This is a genomic window from Vibrio sp. 2130-1, from assembly GCF_033339515.1.
This window is the reverse complement of record NZ_JAWOUT010000003.1, coordinates 68,195-85,583: the sequence shown is the minus strand read 5'-3', so window position 1 is coordinate 85,583 and position 17,389 is coordinate 68,195. Positions and strand designations below refer to the sequence as shown.

Below are 17,389 nucleotides of genomic sequence, written 5' to 3'. Positions count from 1 at the left end.
ATAATCTCTATAATTGGAAATTAATTGTATCCTTGTGCTCAACAATAAATGCTTCACGATAATAGGAGATTGATGTGAACGCGATTGCCTCCCTGCCCGTTTTTGTTGCTGTTGTCGAATGCGGCAGCTTTTCCCTTGCGGCCAAACAGCTGAATCTGACGAAATCGGCGATCAGCAAACGCATCAACCAACTAGAAGACGATTTGGGCATTCGTCTCCTTAATCGAACTACGCGTAAGCTGAGCCTGACCGAAGCGGGAGAACGCTATTTTGAGTACGCTTCTCAAGCGCTCAATCTGGCCCAGCAAGGCGTGGACGCGGTATCGGAGCTGCAAGGATCTCCACAAGGTCGGCTCAAAATTACCGTGCCGATGTCTTTCGGTGTGCTGCATATCGCGCCTTTGATCAGCGAGTTTCTCGCTCGTTACCCGAAAATTGAAGTGGATTTAAACCTCGAAGACAAAATGGTCGATTTGGTTAAAGACGGTTTTGATTTGGGGATCCGTATTGGTGAACTCACCTCTTCCAATCTAATCGCAAAACGTCTCGCCCCTTGTAAAAGTGTGCTTTGTGCCTCGCCAGATTACTTAGCGGAGTTTGGAACACCACAAAAACCAAGTGATTTAGTCAGTCACAACTGCCTGCGCTACTCCTATTTCCGTGGCGGCGTCGAATGGATGTTCATCAACAACGGCAGCGAATACAAGGTACTTCCAAAAGGAAACTTTATCGTCAATAACAGCGAAGCCATTCGCCAGTTGCTGTTAAGAGGTTCGGGCATTGCTCAACTGCCGACGTTTATTGCAGGAAGAGACTTTGCTGCAGGAAATCTAAAACCGGTGATGGAAGAGTATTCTCTACCAGAACACGCCATTTATGCGGTTTTTCCTGAGCGCAAGCACATGCCGTTGAAAGTAAGAGCCTTTATCGATTTTATCAGCGAAAAACTCGGCACAGATTTACCTTACTGGGATCGTTACAACAGCCCAGAAAAATAACCATATTGATGATAAGTGAGTGAGATTTCACTACTGACATGTTCTGACATTCCATCCGCGTAACCTTATTTGGAACTCAACAGGCAATCCGCCAAAACCAATAAGGAATCACAATATGGAAACCGTTATCGAAACTGTGCAATTTCGTCTAACCGCAGGCACAACAGAGCAAGACGTGATCGCTGCTGCCAAACAGTCACAAACGTTTGTGAAGAATCTGCCGGGCTTTTTGTATCGCTCACTCAGTCACGAAGCGACGGACGATGTGTGGACAGACATCATTTACTGGCGTTCAATGGACGATGCAAAACAGGCGGGAAAACAGATTAAGCAAGCCGTTGAATTTCAGCCTCTGTTATCAATGATTGACTGCGAAAGCTTCGAGCTTAAACATCACAACTTAAAAATGTGCAGTGAGCTAGAGAAGTAATCAGCCACACTACCACTAACAACCAGTAGGTCTAGATAAGGAACATCATGAGCAAATCAGAACGACTGTTTGAGCTACTGACGCTTCTGCGCGCAAAGCGTTACGCCGTGACAGCGAAAGAGCTCGCAGAAAGAATGGAAGTTAGCGAACGTACGATTTATCGCGATATTCAGTCGTTGCTCAGTTCTGGTGTTCCGATTCAAGGTGAAGCAGGTGTCGGCTACCTGTTGCAAGCTGGCTCTCATCTGCCGCCTTTGATGTTCTCAGAAAAAGAGATGATGGCGCTTGAACTGGGTATGCGGATGGTTCGAGCCTGGTCGGACGCTGAACTCGCCGAAGCGTCTCACTCTGCGTCCACCAAAATACTTTCGGTATTGCCAGATAAGCTCAAACAACAAGTGGAAGATTGTCCGCTGATTGTGCCCGATTATCACACCCAATCCGAGACTGCCAAACGAGGGCAGCTTCTGCGCCACGCGATTGATCATCAGTTTAAGGTCAGTTTGGATTACCAAGATGAAAGCGGACAGGTGACCGAGAGAAAAATCCAACCGTTAGGCCAGTTCTTTTGGGGCAAAGTCTGGACGCTGGTCGCCTGGTGCGAATTGCGCGATGACTATCGCCAGTTCCGCCTCGACCGTATCCAAGCACTGCGTATGCACGATGAAGAGTTTCAGAGTGCGGAAACCAAATCTCTCAAACATTATATTGCGCAGTATGAATCGAAAGATTGAGTGTTCTTCATCCTTCCATCACAAGGATTCTAAATTGCTCTGCTCAATGCGAGATATTTGGAAAGGCACATTTAGTTAAACTAATGTTTCATTTTTAACAGATGCGCAACCAACCTAAGATCGTTAACTTAAGTAGCACGTCAACCACACCGGAGTGTGAAGCTATGAAAGTACTGATTCAATACACCCAAGCAGGGAAATATAGAGATCAAGCGTGGGAGTCTTTAACTCTTCGATCTAAAGGTGATATGCAGGCCGTTACCCCTTCTTATGCTGCCCAACTTATCGAACAAAGCAAAGCGACACTTGTGATGACAGAAGACGGACAGATCATCTTTCACTCCTAAATTCCATCAATCCTATGACGAAAAAGGCCTGCATTGCTGCAGGCCTTTGTATGAGTGAATTAAGAGTTATTTACTGGAAACTCACTGCAGTTGGTAGGCGATCAAGCATCTTGTAGTAATCACCAGCCACAGCGCCGATATCACCACGCAAATACGCTTGAATCATATTGAGATCTTTCAGCCAAAGTTCTTTGTCAGCATCTGAAGACGCCATGTACCCTGCGTACACATTGTCGACCGCGAACATCATGTCTTCGGTGTGATCGTTGTAAATCAAAAGCATCGCATCAGTGTAAGCTTCGAACGCTTTCAGCTCATCGTGCGCTTTACCACCTTTGTAGCTCAATGTGCCCGAAGTTGCATCGATGACCAAATCACCCGAAGTCACATTCGCTGTCGTAAAGTTGATGAAAGACTGGCTGAACGACAGCACACCTGCCGCGATATCCGCATCAATGGTTCGCTTCATTGCGTTGACCATTGGTGCATCCAGCAGCAATACAGGATCGTGGAACGCTGGGACAATCGCTGTTCGGAATGGCCCCCAAGCGCTATCGATGCTCTCTGCGACCTTGTTTAGTGTTGCAGGCTCATAGCTATCTAGGTACGTTTTTAGATCGTAACCTTTGGACGTCACCAGTTGATTTGCGTAGTCGTAAGCCAGCTTGTTTGCTTTTGTTGCCACAAACTTCTCGCCGTCGATAACAAACTCAACCTTGTCACCCGCGATGATACCGTAGCGGTCTTGCTGCTTCGTAAACGTATCAAACTGAGATTGACCACGAGTCTTCACTGTATAATCGTAAGACTTCATTTGGCGCACTCCCATTCTCAAGATGACATCGCCAACACGTCCGCGGCCTTCTGCACCAATATCAAGGAATCTTGCAATACCACGAGGCATTGGTGGTAGGGACTCCATTTGCTCAGTGATGTGTAGGTTCACGGTAACACCTTTTAGATTGGTGTATTCCTTACCGTCTTTACCCACCAATTTAACTGGCGTATTTAACGCGTCATTTGCCACGATGTTGCCCATGATGTCTTCGTATTCAGCTTGCACCCCAGGGATATCAAGCAGCGATGCAAAGCTCACCTCATCGGTAAAACGGTTCGAGAATCGACGTGCTAAGAAGTGGCTCGCCAACGCTTTGTCTGGCCAGTTGCCCAACACAGACACCGCATTTGACCAAGGATAATCAGGGTCAAAGCTACCAATTGAGTTTAGGAAGCGTCCATTCGCAGTTTCCGCAACAGCTATATAGCCCTCATCTGAATCTTCGATAAAGCGTGCTGCCAAATCATCAAAACAGCTGGCTGTTGAAAGATCGTAATCAGCCGGAATTTGGTGTGAGTTGTTGTCTAACAGTTGACCAAAAGAAATCACTTTTTGGTTGCCTGCCGCATTTTCTATCACACATTGATGCTCTGGTGTGCGCAAGATATCAAGGAAGAACGCCGCGGATTTTTTCGCCCCATTCGCGTAATCACAGAACCATGAGTTATCGGCTTTGCCTTCGCTACAGTATTGAGGGTTTGAAGCAATGCGCAATAAGAAATCACCCGGCTTATCCGTTGACGAAGTGTAACCAAGATTGGTGTACAGGTTATCGATGCGCTCAAGATCTTCCATCTTGTCACGGATAGCGCTCATTTCCATATAACGGCGCACTAAGTAACCAGGATAATCGGACGAGAATAATCCCGTCGTCCCATATAACTCCAAGTTGCGTCGATCATAGCTATCGAGATAGTTCTGCCACTCGTAAGAAACAATTTCTTCTAGGTTTGTACCTTCGTCAAAACGGTTACAGTCGCTGTTTAGAGAAACGTTCCCATCGGTACAGAAATCGTAAGACTTACGCTCAATTTCATTCACTTTATCTAGGTAGTAAAGTGCGCCATAACGAGTTTTCGCATTCAGTTCTGGATCATCAGACAACGCGGCGGTATCGAATCGGCTGAAGTCACAGTTGTAGAGTGATTTGCCTTTCTCGCTCCCCGTTAGTGCCTTCACTTCAGAACACACCATCAGCGATGTGTTGTCTGGATTGTTGCCAAACTTGTATGCAAAGCTTTGTTGGTAGGCTTGCTGATCAGCGAGGTAACGAGCGTATGCCGCTTTGTCTTCATCGCTCGCACTGTCTACCGGTTTCGCAACAGGCGCAGGAGCTGAACCTGAAGAATCTTGAATCGTCTCGACTTTACGACCGTAGCCAAACTTAAACGCCGCAATGTCGTACAGACCCCAAGTTGGCGTTTCATCCAACATGCTTGGTGCGTAGTCCATTGTCGAACTGTAAGCAGGAATGTTGTTCAAACCAAGTTGATGCGCTTGCTCTAGCGTGTAGTAGTTCGCTTTGTCATTTGAGCCTTTAAAGTTATGGCGCAGACCCATGTTATGACCAAGCTCGTGAACAAGCGTATTGCTGTAAGTCGCAACCGTAATCGCATCTGCGGCTTTCACTTGCAACTCTTTTGGTAGGTATTTCCAACGCTTAAGCTGACGCGATACTTCGTTACCTGCGTCATCAAGTTTGATCTCAAAGTAACGCTCGTCATCCAACTTCAAGTTGTCCAACATGGCCTTGTTGGTTGAAGAAACCCACGACGCTTCGATTGGATAGACGTTGTTCTCTGCCCAGAAAGACAAACGGTTCTCTTCAGCTTCAACCACCTTTTCAAACTCCATGTCATCATTGAAGTTTTTCATTAGCTGAGTTGGGCTCTTCGTCGCTGCTTTTCCAGAAACGATGTCTTCTTTTGAAACGAGCGGCGCATGAATGTTTTCATCCGATTTCAGGCTCGCCATCGCCGCCATTGTAGAAAGCGCTTCAATTCTATCCGCGACTTCTGTTTTCACAGATTCGCTGCTGGTTGGCAATGGATCTAAGCCATCTAAGTCCAGTTGATTACGATTATAGAAACGCGCCAAGTTGTCCCAATAGAAAGGCACACCCGTTCTTGCAACACCTGCGTATTGGTTCACGTGGCCTTTGATGATTTCCCCCGTCATCGGGTTAGAAACCGACGGGCCATAGCCAAGCAGACCGTTCGCTAGAGGCTCGTCAATCAGGTTAATCACGTTGTAACGCAGATCACCTGGGTGAATACCAGCCGCTTTGGTTTTGTTCACAATCTCGATTTCAGGCTTGCCTGCATCCGCCCCAAATACATTCAGCGCTTGGTTCATCTTGTCGATCGATTGCAGCGTTGCATCCAAGAACAACTTGTTCTTCTCTTCAAAGAAATTGTCGCTCAAGTAATATTTGATAGAGCCTTGATCTGGGTTGAAACGATTGAGGTAAACCACATCACGGTCGTATTTATTCGTGACTGGGTTAAGCTTTTTTGTCGACGTGGTGAAGAAACCAATGTCGTTCTCATCACCCACAGGGTACAAGATCGGTTGGTAACCTTCGGTTGCCACTTCACTTTCGTGCACTAACGAGTAGTAGAAACGAGATTTAAACGCGCCATCCACAAGCGCTTCATCCAAGCTCGCTTTCGTTGCAAAGTTGATGTAGTCAGAAATATTATCTAAATCGATACGGAACGTGCGCTCTAGTTCGAAATTGAGAAGACCGTTTTTAGGGTCAAAGTCCCACGAGATCAATCGTGGTGCGCCAATTTCATCAATGCCTTCGGTAATGCCATACAGATCTTCCATATTGAATTCTGCAATTTCGAGATCTTCAGGACGAGGAGTGAAGTGGGTTTTCTTCTTGTAGTTTAGGCTTGCGTCTTCGTTGGTTTCTTCTTTGTTGGTGCAATCACCATGCGCGTCTTCTTGACAGCGATACGCCGCAAAGTCACCCGGAATCGTCAGCACTTGCGCGAAGTTAACGCCGTCGTCGTCTGCGACAAATTTCTCTTCACCGCAGTAGTTATTAGCATCTTTGCTTAGATGCGCGTCTGGGTAGTTTTTATCGTAACTGCGAACTTCCAGACCTTCTTTGGTAAAACAAAGCTCAACGTAACGAGGTGAACCTTGCAAGAATGGGAATTGGTTCAGAGCAAAGCGTGGCGCGGCACCAGTCGTCGGAACATAAAACCAACGACCGTCTTTAAGGTCTTTTACTGCGACTTCTTTTGCATCTCTTTCGACATAGTCATACGCCTGATCATCTGCGCCACAGCCTGCAAGTGCGGCCGTTATTGCTGACACCAGAGTCAATTTTTTAAACATTATTTGGATATCCTTAATTGTTGTTATTTTCCTAGAAGGAGTAAGTCACTGTCGCGATGTAAGATGCTTTCTCTTGGTCCAACAAATCGATGTTGCCCAAGGTGCCTCGCTCTGCATCTTGATAGAAACCCGTTGATGACGCCGCGAGTAGCAATGACCAGCTTTCATCAAACTCGTATGTGCCGTACAACGCCCCCTCATACTGCCAACTGCTTCTGCGCGTACCTTGATAACTGATGCTGTTACCACCTAACGCCGTGATCCCCACTGCGAACGATTCCCACGACTTTTCCGCAACAGCAAACAACGAGTAAGTCCACTCAGTCAGCGAGCGTCCCCCCATGGTTTTGTATTCGTGGAAATTTTTTCTCAGTCTTGGCGAAACCGAAAAATCGACGCTCCAAGCTGAAAAAGAGATCGGCACATCTAAACGAACCGCGGTGTGCAGTTCATCTTTACGAGATGTTTCTGAAGTTGGAATGGTGAGCTGACCCGCAACGCCGATTTTCCCTGTATCTCCAAAGCGATATAGGTTCGCGTATTGCAAGCCCAACACCGAATCTGTCGCGTAGGTGCCGACTTCATCTTCTAGGGCACGATAGCCCCCCGTAGAAAAATAGGCTTTTGTGTCGCTCGAAAAGGAATAAACGAGATCGCCTCCCCACGAGAAATTGCGGACAGAACGGTAGTCGTCTTTATCGTAAATGTTTGTATCGTAAGATAGGTAAACGGCCCCACTAAACTTACAAACAATACAGGACGTGTCTCCTTCATTTTGTGTAGATTCAGGCGTGCTAGTGCTATCAATTACACTCGTTTCCACCGCGAATGATGGCGCTGAAAACAGCGTACCCAACAACATTGCAAGCGGCGTCATCATCCACTTTGTTGTGTGCTGCATGTTTTGAAACTTCCATGAGAATTAAGTTTATTAGAATAAACTTAAAGACAAACAGATTATTGGGATGAAATTCCATAAAAATTCAGATAATCAACCCCAATAAACCTATCAACCATAAAATTACTCTTATGGTTAAATCCTTATTTAATTTTTTAATACTATTTATCTTAGTATTGTCACGTTCTACTTTGCTTAAAAACGTACTTTAAAATGACTTTTTATAAATAAAGCCACACACCACAACATTAAAGAAGCAGCAAAGCAACGCCATTAAAACAAAAGTTAAAAGACAATTATTATCAACAACTTAAAATCAACAAAAACAGTTAAAATGAATGAGTCAAAATGTATAAGTTAAAATACAATAAAAATATAAGAACATCATTCCGTTTAATTTTAGTCGTTATTGTATTGAGAAAGTTTAATTTTCAATTTCTAAAATTGGTGGGATACACATAAGAGAAATCATCAAAACCATCCGTTGTTAATAATGAATTTCGCATTTAAAACAAAAGATAGAAACAAGATCAAATTCATGTTTTCTAATATATCGATTCAACCTTTCACAAGTTTGAATAGAAAATCAAACTTTCAGTCAATCTAAAAACAACAAAACATTCACCAAGTGAATATTCAAAAGATAAGTCAAAACTAAATAGCACATACGGTCAGCATATTTGTGAATTATTATTCATTAATTATTTTTTCATAAATTAAACATTAATGTGACCAATTTCACACAATTGCACCGCGTACAACATAAAGTAAACGAAATTTAAGTGTTTACTGACTCAAAACGTGTCGATAAACAGAGGTTAAACATCGAGCTGAAACATGTATTTCCCACCAAAATTTATTTTACATAGCAGTGAGTTACCTGCATCCAAGCGGTTAAAGTGCGTACTGATGTGACTCATTTTTGAGAGAGGAACATAAGAAGAGCAAAAGCACTAAAAGAGGATAATGCGATTTGAATAACCAGTGCTTCAAACCGCACTTATGAGCTTATGCAGAGAAAGAAAGACTATCAGTTACTGTTGAATGGTTTTATGACCACAGTTTTCGCAGATCAAGTGACGTTCAAATTCATCCATAGATGCAAGGAAGGCGCCGAACACTACACTTTTGAGAAAGCCAGCGATGAACTCTTTCTTGTTGCGATTTTTATCGCCTTCAAAGCCACTTTTTTTTCTAACTAACACCACGACATGATGCGTTTCTACCCCACATGTAGGGTACATGAGGACTTCTGTCTTGTTCGACATCTTAGACTCCTTGACGAATTATCCCTTTCTGATGGCATGATTCTCATACGCCTGTAAAGCGAGTCATCATGCCATCACTATCGATTCTTACTCTTCTTCGTTGAGACGACGAATCAACTTCGCTGGTGTGCCTCCGTATAGACAATCTGACGGCACATCATGGTTAACGACTGAATTCGCCGCAATAACTGAGCGAGCACCTATCGTCACACCTTGGTTAATGACCGAATTTCCGCCAATCCACACATCATCTTCAATCGTGATGGGTTTACAAAACGTTTCCCAGCGTCGGCGACTTCGGTAATCAACAGAATGAGAAGCGGTATACAATTGCACGCTCGGGCCAATGAGCACGTGGTTCCCGATGGTAATTTTGGCACCATCGAGCATGACCACGTTCATGTTGATAAAGGTTTCTTCACCTATTTCGATGGTCTTACCAAATTCACAATGAAAAGGGGACTGGACAATACAACGGCCTACCTTGCCAAATAGCTGCTTTTGCAATTCGTCGCGCTGACTTTCGTCGGTGTTATTATTGAGCGCTCTAAGTGCTTGAAGAGCATGGCTTCTAATGGCGTCAATTTCTTTGTCCATGCCATCAAAGACCTGGCCAGACATCATTTTTTCTAGTTCTGTCACTGGAAGACTCCTACAACCTGCAATTACTGCTTTCAGATTCCTCACAAGGTACGTGAATTGCGAAATAAAAAAAGAGAAAAGCCCGGACTTTTCTCTTTCCTGTTTTTTATATTTTGTGGAGTTTGTCGACTTACACAATTTCCCAACTGTGGGTCATCTCAACACCTTCGCCTAGCATTAAGCAAACCGAGCAGTATTTTTCTAGCGAGTCAGCCGCCACTTTTGCTACGACTTCTGGGTCAAGCGCGTCACCTGACACTTCAAAGTGGATATTCACTTGCGTAAAGATACGCGGTGCGGTTTCACGACGCTCTGTGGTTAGCTTGGCATTAACTGACGAAACCTTTTGGCCTGCTGTTTTCAAACCATCAACAACATCGACAGAGCTACAGCCACCAGCAGCCATTAGTACCATTTCCATTGGGCTTGGTGCGGTTGCACCACCATTGCCATCCATCACTACGGAGTGGCCCGACTGAGATTGCCCAAGGAATTTAAAATCTTCTATCCATTTAACTTCAGCTTGCATGATTTACCTCATTTAGCATCGCTTATTCAAGGCATCGTTGCCCTTACTAGCGGTGTGTTTCTTGTCGATACTTTAGCTCTATCGCATAAAAGGGCAACGGAATTTTCAACATTACTGTAATTTTTTCGCTCGGTTACCTTTCTCTATACGTAACACTTTTTATTTAAGTAACACTTTCTACAAAAATAACGATGAGGTAGCTATGAAGAATATGTCTAAGTTATTGGCCGGTTTCTCCTTCGCACTTCCAGTCTTGTTTCTACTATTGAGTAAAACAGGTACCGCCGATACGATGGATAAGCTGAAGGCTTCAGAGAATACAAGAATCGCAACGCTAGCTGGCGGTTGTTTCTGGTGTACAGAATCGGATTTAGAGCAACTGCCCGGCGTAATCGATGTTGTATCAGGTTATTCAGGTGGTCATATTGAAAACCCGACTTACCGCCAAGTCTCTTCTGGTAAATCTGGTCATATTGAAGTGATTGAGGTGAAGTACGATCCTGCTGTTGTGAACTACGAACAAGTGCTGGATTACTTCTTCCGTCATATCGACCCTACCGACGATAAAGGTTCATTTGTTGACCGTGGCCCTCAATACCGTCCAGCGATCTTCTACCATAATGCGGAGCAAAAGCAGATTGCTAAGCAGTTTATGATGGAAATCGACAAGGCGATGATCTATCCAAAACCGTTGAAAACGGAACTGATCGAGTTTGAAAAGTTTTACCCTGCGGAGTCGTACCATCAGGATTACTACAAGAAGAGTAGCCTGAAGTACAAATACTACCGCTACGCATCAGGTCGCGATAAGTATCTCGACGAAGTGTTTGGTGAAGATCGTAAAGACAACCCAAAAACGCTGCGTGAACTTATCAACGAAAAAGAGTTGGTGACGAAAGTGAAGGTATACGAGAAACCTTCAGACAAAGAAATCAAAGCTAAATTGACTGAGCTTCAATACTACGTGACACAAGAAGAAGGTACGGAGCGTCCTTTTAACAACAAGTATTGGGATAACAAAGAAGCAGGCATTTACGTTGATATCGTCACTGGTGAGCCTTTGTTCTCATCAACGGATAAGTACAAATCTGGCACAGGTTGGCCAAGCTTTACCAGACCAATTAACCCAGGCTACATCGTAGAGAAAACCGACTTTAAACTGGTTTATCCGCGCACAGAGATTCGCAGTAAGTTTGGTGATTCACATATTGGCCACGTCTTTAAAGATGGCCCTAAGCCAACGGGATTACGTTACTGCATGAACTCAGCCGCAATGGAGTTTGTACCAGTGAACAAGATGGCGAGTTTAGGTTACGGCGATTACCTGTACCTATTTGATAAGTAGCTAGACCACTGTTTTAACCAAATTAGGAGTGAACATTCAGCGCAATGAAAGGTTTTAAATCCAACCTTCCCATGAAAGTCTGTCCGGTCTGTCAGCGCCCATTTTCTTGGAGAAAGAAGTGGGCGCGAAATTGGGAGGAAATCGTTTATTGTTCTGAGCGTTGCCGAAGAAATAAATCAACGAAAGCGTAGGTCACTCCGACTCTCTCTGAAGAGCGCTATTTCCTTTGTATTAACGTTTGTACGCGTTCTCTTACCAAGGCAATAACGTCCCATCATAAGCCCAAAACGCCCCGCTATCTTGCGGGGTTGCTTTTTCTATCAAGCCTAATAAATCCTTGGCGACTCGCTCTGGTGTAAACAGCTTTCCCTCTGGCACATTGGTTTGAAAAGGTGCCGACAAAGCGGTGTCCGTAGTACCTGGGTGAAGTGACAGCACCGTGCCATGTTTGACCATTCTTTGCCATTCGATCGACATGGTTTTAAGGAACATGTTTAATGCGGCTTTCGATGCTCGATAGCTGTACCAACCACCTAACTGATTATCGCTAATGCTGCCAACTTTGGCCGAAATGGTCGCAAACTTAGGTGCAGTACTGCGTTTTAACTTGGGCGTGAAGTATTTCGCCAACAGTAAACTTGGCAAAGTATTAACCGTAATGGTTTGCTGAAAGAAGTCTGCGTCGAGCGAGCTAAGGTTCTTCTCAGGGCCCTTGTCTTGGGTGTGCAACATACCAACGCAGTTCACCAACCAATCGACATGTTCAATCTGCTCACTGAATGCTTTTACCCGCTCGTCTTGCGATACATCCACTTGATGCCAAACGACATTTGGGGGTTGCCAATCTGGTTTCTGCTTACGATAAGTGGCATGCACGCGAGCTTGAGGGAACCGAGCTGCGGCTTCTTGCACCATCGCCAAACCAATTCCACCATTGCCACCGACAATGAGTATTTCCATCACAAGTTCTCCACGTTTTCTATGTAGTGCTCTGCGGTATCAAGTATCGCTTGGCGCTGCTGTTCTTCCATGTTGTCCCAAGAGCGGAAAATCATCCCGATTCGTGGGTTGGTTGCGAGACGCTTGTCGTGCTTGTTCATAAAGCGCCAATACAAACTGTTAAACGGACACGAACCTTCCCCGCTCCTCGCCTTATTGTCGTAATGGCATCCCTTACAGTAATCGCTCATCTTGTTGATGTAAGAGCCACTCGCTGCGTAAGGTTTGGTGCCAACAATGCCGCCATCCGCAAACAATGCCATGCCACGAGTGTTTGGCATTTCGACCCACTCAATTGCATCCACATAGATACCGAGATACCACTCATCCACTTGATCTGGGTCGATTTCGGTTAGCAAACAAAAATTACCAGTCACCATTAAACGTTGGATGTGGTGTGCGTAGGCATAATCGAGAGACTGACTAATCGCATTGCGCATACAGGCCATTTTGGTTTCGCCATTCCAAAAGAAGTCTGGCAACTTTCTTTCTGCGCCCAACTCGTTCTTTTTCGGGTAATGAGGCATGTTCGCCCAATAGACGCCCCGGATGTATTCTCGCCATCCTAAGATTTGGCGAATAAACCCTTCGACTTGAGAAATGTCGATGTCCGCGTTGGAATGAAATGCCTTGAGTGATGCATCAATGACTTCTCTCGGGTGCAGTAATTTGCTGTTAAGCGAGAATGAAATTCGGCTGTGATACAAGCTCCACTTAGCGTCGTGCTGGCCTGTCATAGCATCTTGAAAACGTCCGAATAACGGCAGACAGACTTGGCAGAAATGCGCGAGTAAAGAGAGGCTTTGCGCGCGATTGATCGGCCACAACAAGTCTCCTTCGAGATTTCCGATAGTTTTGATGTCATGTCGTGCCAACCGCTCAGTAATATCGCGCACGTCAGTACTGAACATCAAAGGTTGTGGCAGTTGTTCAATGTCTTTGGCTTTGAGCTTGTTACGATTATTGGCATCGTAATTCCATTTTCCGCCGACGGGCTTTCCGTCTTGCATCAAGATGTCGAAGCGCTTGCGCATACGGCGGTAAAAGTGCTCCATCATGATGTGTTTACCTTGAGGAAACTGCGATTCTATTTCCTCAAACGGCAACAAAAAATGTTCCGAGTCGACACAACGCGTCACGACCCCATCAAGCTTTAGTTTGGCTAACTGCTCCAGAAGACGGTATTCATCCGGGCGTTGATATTCAAACTTACTTGCACCAACTTCACTCGCGTAGTGTTGCAAGACTTGCTCAAGATCGTCGAAGGATTGTGTGTCATCCAACGTGAGGTGCAGAACTTGGTGACCTTCACTCTGACGCTCTTTCGCAAACTGTTCCATTGCGGAAAAGAACGCACACACTTTCTGAATATGATGCGTGACGTAAGTATTCTCTTGCTTGAGCTCCGCAATCAGGTAAAGCACTTGCTCATCCGGTTGCTGAAACCAAGAGTGCTCACTGTTAAGTTGATCGCCCAAGATCAATCGTACGGTTTCAAATTGCATTACGGTTTCTCCGATGACGAAGCTTTGTCACTGCTGCCCATCACAATCGGCCAATCGACCATGTCTACACTATCCAAATGCGCGCCAGGACAACGACCTTGCCACCTATCGATGAACTCCATGTGCGGGTCGTACATTTCGGTTTGCTTTTCGAGGTTGAATTGTCGTGAACCACGCGGATCAGCACCAACGCCTGCTAAGTATTGCCAATTTCCCCAGTTTGATGCCACATCGTAATCGACCAGTTGTGACTCAAAGTACGCCGCGCCATAACGCCAATCGAGGCCAAGCTCATGCACCAAACAACTGGCAACTAACTGTCTGCCACGATTCGACATATAACCCGTTTCATTAAGTTGGTGCATACACGCATTGACGATAGGAAATGGCGTTTCACCTTTCTTCCATTGTTGAAAACGGTGCGCGTAAAAGCTGGTGAGTGGTGCTCGATTTTGGATGCCACCGAATCGGAAGAGCTGTCGCTTGTGTCGACGGGCATACCAATAAAAGTATTCACGCCAAAGCAGTTCGAAGTAAATCCAGTAGGTTGAATCATTTGCACCATTCTCCGCTTCATAACGTTTCAACATGGCATAAATAGTTTTCGGAGAAACGCACCCATGAGCTAACCAAGGAGAGAACTTGGTGGAGTAATCCATGCCATCTAAACCGTTGCGTGTTTGTTTGTATTCACTGGCTAGTGTGGAAGCAAAATACTGGCGACAATGTTCAAGCCCGCGGCTTTCTCCACCATGAAACGCAGCTTTTGCGTCAAAGTAATATGCAGTAACGGAAGGAAGATTCACACCTAAAGGAATTGGAGGTAACGAACGGATACTCTCGTGGGGCCGAGAGATGTCTAAACCTTCAACTTGCTTTCTAAACTGCGTGAAAGTGGTAGGCAGATTGCTCAAGTCAAATGGCAGTTGTTCTTCCCTTAACAGGGTCCGGATTGCTTGCTGTTTTATTTTTACATGAGAAGCGCCTTCAGCTACGCGATCTAACGCTTGTTGCTCATCCGAACCGGGAAAGGCGTCAGTATATATATGTGTGACGCCGAAGCGATTAACAGCATACTTGATTGCTTGATCGGGCGTTAGTTCAACCGCCCATAATCGCTGACCAAGGTGATTCAAAGATTGATTGAGTTCACTAAGCGATGAGTCGAGAAACTGCAATTTCGCGCGCCCGAAAGAGGCTTCCTGCGCAAAGTGATGCAAGTAAGGCGTCATTGAAGGGTAGCAATACAAGCAAATTAACTCGTCCATTTCTACACTGGCGCTTTTCAACAGTGGGTTGTCGTGCAATCGCAAGTCGTTCGTGAACCAATAAAGTCCTATTTTCTTTTTCAATTCGCACCCTCAGATGTTAATTCTTCGTCTACGAGTTCTTTTCACGGAGACCCTGACGTTAAGCCTTTTGATTTACTTGCTTTTATACGAAAACGAGAGTTTGACGATCATTAGGTTACTAGCGTTTACACGGAATCCATTTGCTGGATATCTCAAAACACGCAATACCACCAAATGCCTGTACATGTTTCATACTGATATTTTATAAAATTTGAATCCAACGGTATTGATCACGATCTTAATCACTCATTTTCTATATAAACCATGCAAAAGTGATAAAAATTAAAGCGACATTAGTTAATATCCGTTAATCTAAGCCCAATCCCATTTTGCTAGTACCATCGCAGAAATGACCGACGAGTTTAAGAAATCAACCGCTAATTTAAAAAAAGCGGTCCCACTGATGATCAAAAACCATGTTGCTGCCACGCCAGCCAACTACGCGCTTTGGTATACCTACGTTGACAAGACCATTCCAGAACTCAACTTTGAGTTAGACACGGTGTTAGAAAACTACGGTATTTGCCCGCCAGCAACCAATAAACAGCTTTACAACAACTATGTGGCCAGCAAAGCAGAAACCAGCCTTGAAGATCTTAGAACCAATGTAGAAGTTCTGCTACATGAAGTATCCAGTTCAATGAGCGATACAATTTCAGATACTTCCTCCTTTTCTGAGATGGTAGACAAAAGCTTTAATAAACTGGAAAAAGTTGAGGACAATAGCCTAAGCATTGAAGAAGTGATGGTAGTGATTCGTCAACTTGTCGCAGAGTCACACGAAATTCGTCACTCAACAAAGTTTTTGAATAGCCAATTGACTAACGCGAGTGAAGAAATTTCTCGCCTCAAAAACCAACTGGCTGAAGTACAGCAAGATGCGTTGTTCGATGGTTTGTCAAACCTATACAACCGCCGAGCATTTGACAAAGATCTCTCTTCACTTATTGCATCAAATCAGGCAATGACCTTGATCATGCTTGATATCGATCATTTCAAATCATTTAACGACAATTACGGGCACCTTTTTGGCGATACAGTATTAAAAGCCATTGCCCGCCGGCTACAACAAAGTTGTCGAGATGGGATATGTGCGTACCGTTTTGGTGGTGAAGAATTCGCGTTAATTGTACCTAACAAATCTCTGCGAATTGCTCGCCAATATGCAGACACCCTACGCCGGATGATAGAAAAACTGCGTATCAGAGATAAGCGCTCAGGCACACAAGTTCACAGCATTACCGCTTCTTTTGGGGTAGCAGAATTTGAGCCGGGTGATACGCCTGAAGCCTTAATCAATAAAGCTGATAAACAGCTTTATGAAGCAAAACAACTCGGTCGTAACCGCGTGATGCCAATTTAAATAAACTGACTAAGCGAAAACGACTTTTACGATGAAAAAGAAAACCCCGCGACGTAAAGTGCGGGGTTTTTATATCCAATCATGAGTATCTTAATCGACGCTGTAGCAGTAACTTAGAATGTAGTCGTCACCATTTTTTGCGGTATATTCTTTATCTTCACTGCATGCCATCGGCTTACCTTTTTTGTCGCCTTTGATTAGACTTATCCAATGGCGCATCGCGGTTGGTGCATTGCCAGTTAGTTCAGGATGAAACGTCGTGCGAGTTTCCAATTGAATATCGTCAATGTCCACTAATTCCACGCAACCAGTGCCTTTGTGACAGCCAAACAGCACTTCTACATGATTGCCCGAATCATCTTTAAACAAAATCGACTTTGGATCTTCCTTTTCACCAGTGTACGCCACAAAATGTTTCGGGCTTTTCAGGCCGCTATGCGTACCGTCTTTGAAGTAAGCCAATACATGGCGATAATCAATTACGTAACTTGATACGTCTTGGTGCGACCCGTTCTCCAATGGGAACATGCGGTCAAGCAGTTGCTTCGCTTTTACTTGTTTCTCACTCTGCTGCTCGGCACTTACCGCTTCGACGGCAAATACGGCTTCAGCGATAAATGGGCGTTGTTGTTGTTGCATCTCTTTTTTATCGAAGTTCAGCATATTCATCGTCATATCCTCGCACTTAAAAACTCGTCCTAGAGTAAAAACTTAAATCCTTTATTTAAGTTTCAGGCAATTCTGTGAAGTGGATGGTTAATTTCCTTGCCTGCTCATTATGTAGACTAGC

At 44.7% G+C, this 17,389-nt stretch carries 16 protein-coding genes; 7 read left to right on the top strand and 9 right to left on the bottom strand.

Annotated features, from left to right (window positions below):
* The first annotated feature begins 74 nt into the window (after positions 1–74).
* From R7Q09_RS05110 to R7Q09_RS05095, 4 genes are all read left to right on the top strand, one after another.
* Positions 75–998 carry a LysR family transcriptional regulator gene (locus R7Q09_RS05110; protein ID WP_005384329.1) on the top strand — a complete coding sequence of 308 codons (924 nt, stop codon included), beginning with the start codon at positions 75–77 and terminating at the stop codon, positions 996–998.
* 115 nt (positions 999–1,113) lie between these two features.
* Positions 1,114–1,428 carry a hypothetical protein gene (locus R7Q09_RS05105; RefSeq protein WP_005497913.1) on the top strand — a complete coding sequence of 105 codons (315 nt, stop codon included), beginning with the start codon at positions 1,114–1,116 and terminating at the stop codon, positions 1,426–1,428.
* A 47-nt stretch (positions 1,429–1,475) separates the two neighbouring features.
* Entirely contained in the window at positions 1,476–2,162 is a 687-nt protein-coding gene (locus R7Q09_RS05100; RefSeq protein WP_005497912.1) for a helix-turn-helix transcriptional regulator, read from the top strand.
* A gap of 164 nt (positions 2,163–2,326) precedes the next feature.
* Entirely contained in the window at positions 2,327–2,509 is a 183-nt protein-coding gene (locus R7Q09_RS05095; RefSeq protein WP_005393690.1) for a hypothetical protein, read from the top strand.
* A 70-nt stretch (positions 2,510–2,579) separates the two neighbouring features.
* On the opposite strand, the gene R7Q09_RS05090 is transcribed toward R7Q09_RS05095, so the two are convergent.
* The 5 genes from R7Q09_RS05090 to R7Q09_RS05070 form a co-directional block, all read right to left on the bottom strand.
* Positions 2,580–6,698, bottom strand: coding sequence for a M66 family metalloprotease (locus R7Q09_RS05090; protein WP_318070563.1), 4,119 nt, complete (start codon positions 6,696–6,698; stop codon positions 2,580–2,582).
* 31 nt (positions 6,699–6,729) lie between these two features.
* Positions 6,730–7,599, bottom strand: coding sequence for a hypothetical protein (locus R7Q09_RS05085; protein WP_025542757.1), 870 nt, complete (start codon positions 7,597–7,599; stop codon positions 6,730–6,732).
* Between the two features lie 1,031 nt (positions 7,600–8,630).
* Positions 8,631–8,864 carry a hypothetical protein gene (locus R7Q09_RS05080; RefSeq protein ID WP_318070562.1) on the bottom strand — a complete coding sequence of 78 codons (234 nt, stop codon included), beginning with the start codon at positions 8,862–8,864 and terminating at the stop codon, positions 8,631–8,633.
* Positions 8,865–8,951: 87 nt separating this feature from the next.
* Complete coding sequence (locus R7Q09_RS05075) at positions 8,952–9,506, bottom strand: sugar O-acetyltransferase (RefSeq protein WP_318070561.1); 555 nt, start codon at positions 9,504–9,506, stop codon at positions 8,952–8,954.
* A 130-nt stretch (positions 9,507–9,636) separates the two neighbouring features.
* A complete protein-coding gene (locus tag R7Q09_RS05070; RefSeq protein ID WP_005384150.1) occupies positions 9,637–10,035 on the bottom strand; it encodes an OsmC family protein in 399 nt (132 codons plus the stop codon).
* Between the two features lie 202 nt (positions 10,036–10,237).
* Here R7Q09_RS05070 and msrB point away from each other — a divergent pair, with 202 nt between their 5' ends.
* Both msrB and R7Q09_RS05060 read left to right on the top strand, forming a co-directional pair.
* Entirely contained in the window at positions 10,238–11,380 is a 1,143-nt protein-coding gene (gene msrB, locus R7Q09_RS05065) for a peptide-methionine (R)-S-oxide reductase MsrB (RefSeq protein WP_054574508.1), read from the top strand.
* A 44-nt stretch (positions 11,381–11,424) separates the two neighbouring features.
* Positions 11,425–11,571, top strand: a complete 147-nt coding sequence (locus R7Q09_RS05060; RefSeq protein ID WP_318070560.1) for a DUF2256 domain-containing protein — start codon at positions 11,425–11,427, stop codon at positions 11,569–11,571.
* A gap of 61 nt (positions 11,572–11,632) precedes the next feature.
* Here R7Q09_RS05060 and R7Q09_RS05055 read toward each other — a convergent pair whose 3' ends face one another.
* From R7Q09_RS05055 to R7Q09_RS05045, 3 genes are read right to left on the bottom strand one after another with little or no spacing between them, the layout of a single operon-like run.
* On the bottom strand, positions 11,633–12,340 hold the full coding sequence (locus R7Q09_RS05055) for an SDR family oxidoreductase (RefSeq protein WP_237305803.1): 708 nt from the start codon (positions 12,338–12,340) through the stop codon (positions 11,633–11,635).
* Positions 12,340–13,884 (bottom strand): cryptochrome/photolyase family protein, encoded by a 1,545-nt coding sequence (locus tag R7Q09_RS05050; protein WP_318070559.1) that lies wholly within the window; start codon positions 13,882–13,884, stop codon positions 12,340–12,342. The genes R7Q09_RS05055 and R7Q09_RS05050 overlap by 1 nt, the downstream gene beginning before the upstream one ends.
* Entirely contained in the window at positions 13,884–15,236 is a 1,353-nt protein-coding gene (locus tag R7Q09_RS05045; protein ID WP_318070558.1) for a DASH family cryptochrome, read from the bottom strand. The genes R7Q09_RS05050 and R7Q09_RS05045 overlap by 1 nt, the downstream gene beginning before the upstream one ends.
* Before the next feature lie 349 nt (positions 15,237–15,585).
* Here R7Q09_RS05045 and R7Q09_RS05040 point away from each other — a divergent pair, with 349 nt between their 5' ends.
* Positions 15,586–16,599, top strand: a complete 1,014-nt coding sequence (locus R7Q09_RS05040) for a GGDEF domain-containing protein (RefSeq protein ID WP_005374150.1) — start codon at positions 15,586–15,588, stop codon at positions 16,597–16,599.
* 90 nt (positions 16,600–16,689) lie between these two features.
* On the opposite strand, the gene R7Q09_RS05035 is transcribed toward R7Q09_RS05040, so the two are convergent.
* Positions 16,690–17,268: a malate synthase gene (locus R7Q09_RS05035; protein WP_005374156.1), complete on the bottom strand. Its 579-nt coding sequence runs from the start codon at positions 17,266–17,268 to the stop codon at positions 16,690–16,692.
* Positions 17,269–17,389 lie beyond the last annotated feature (121 nt).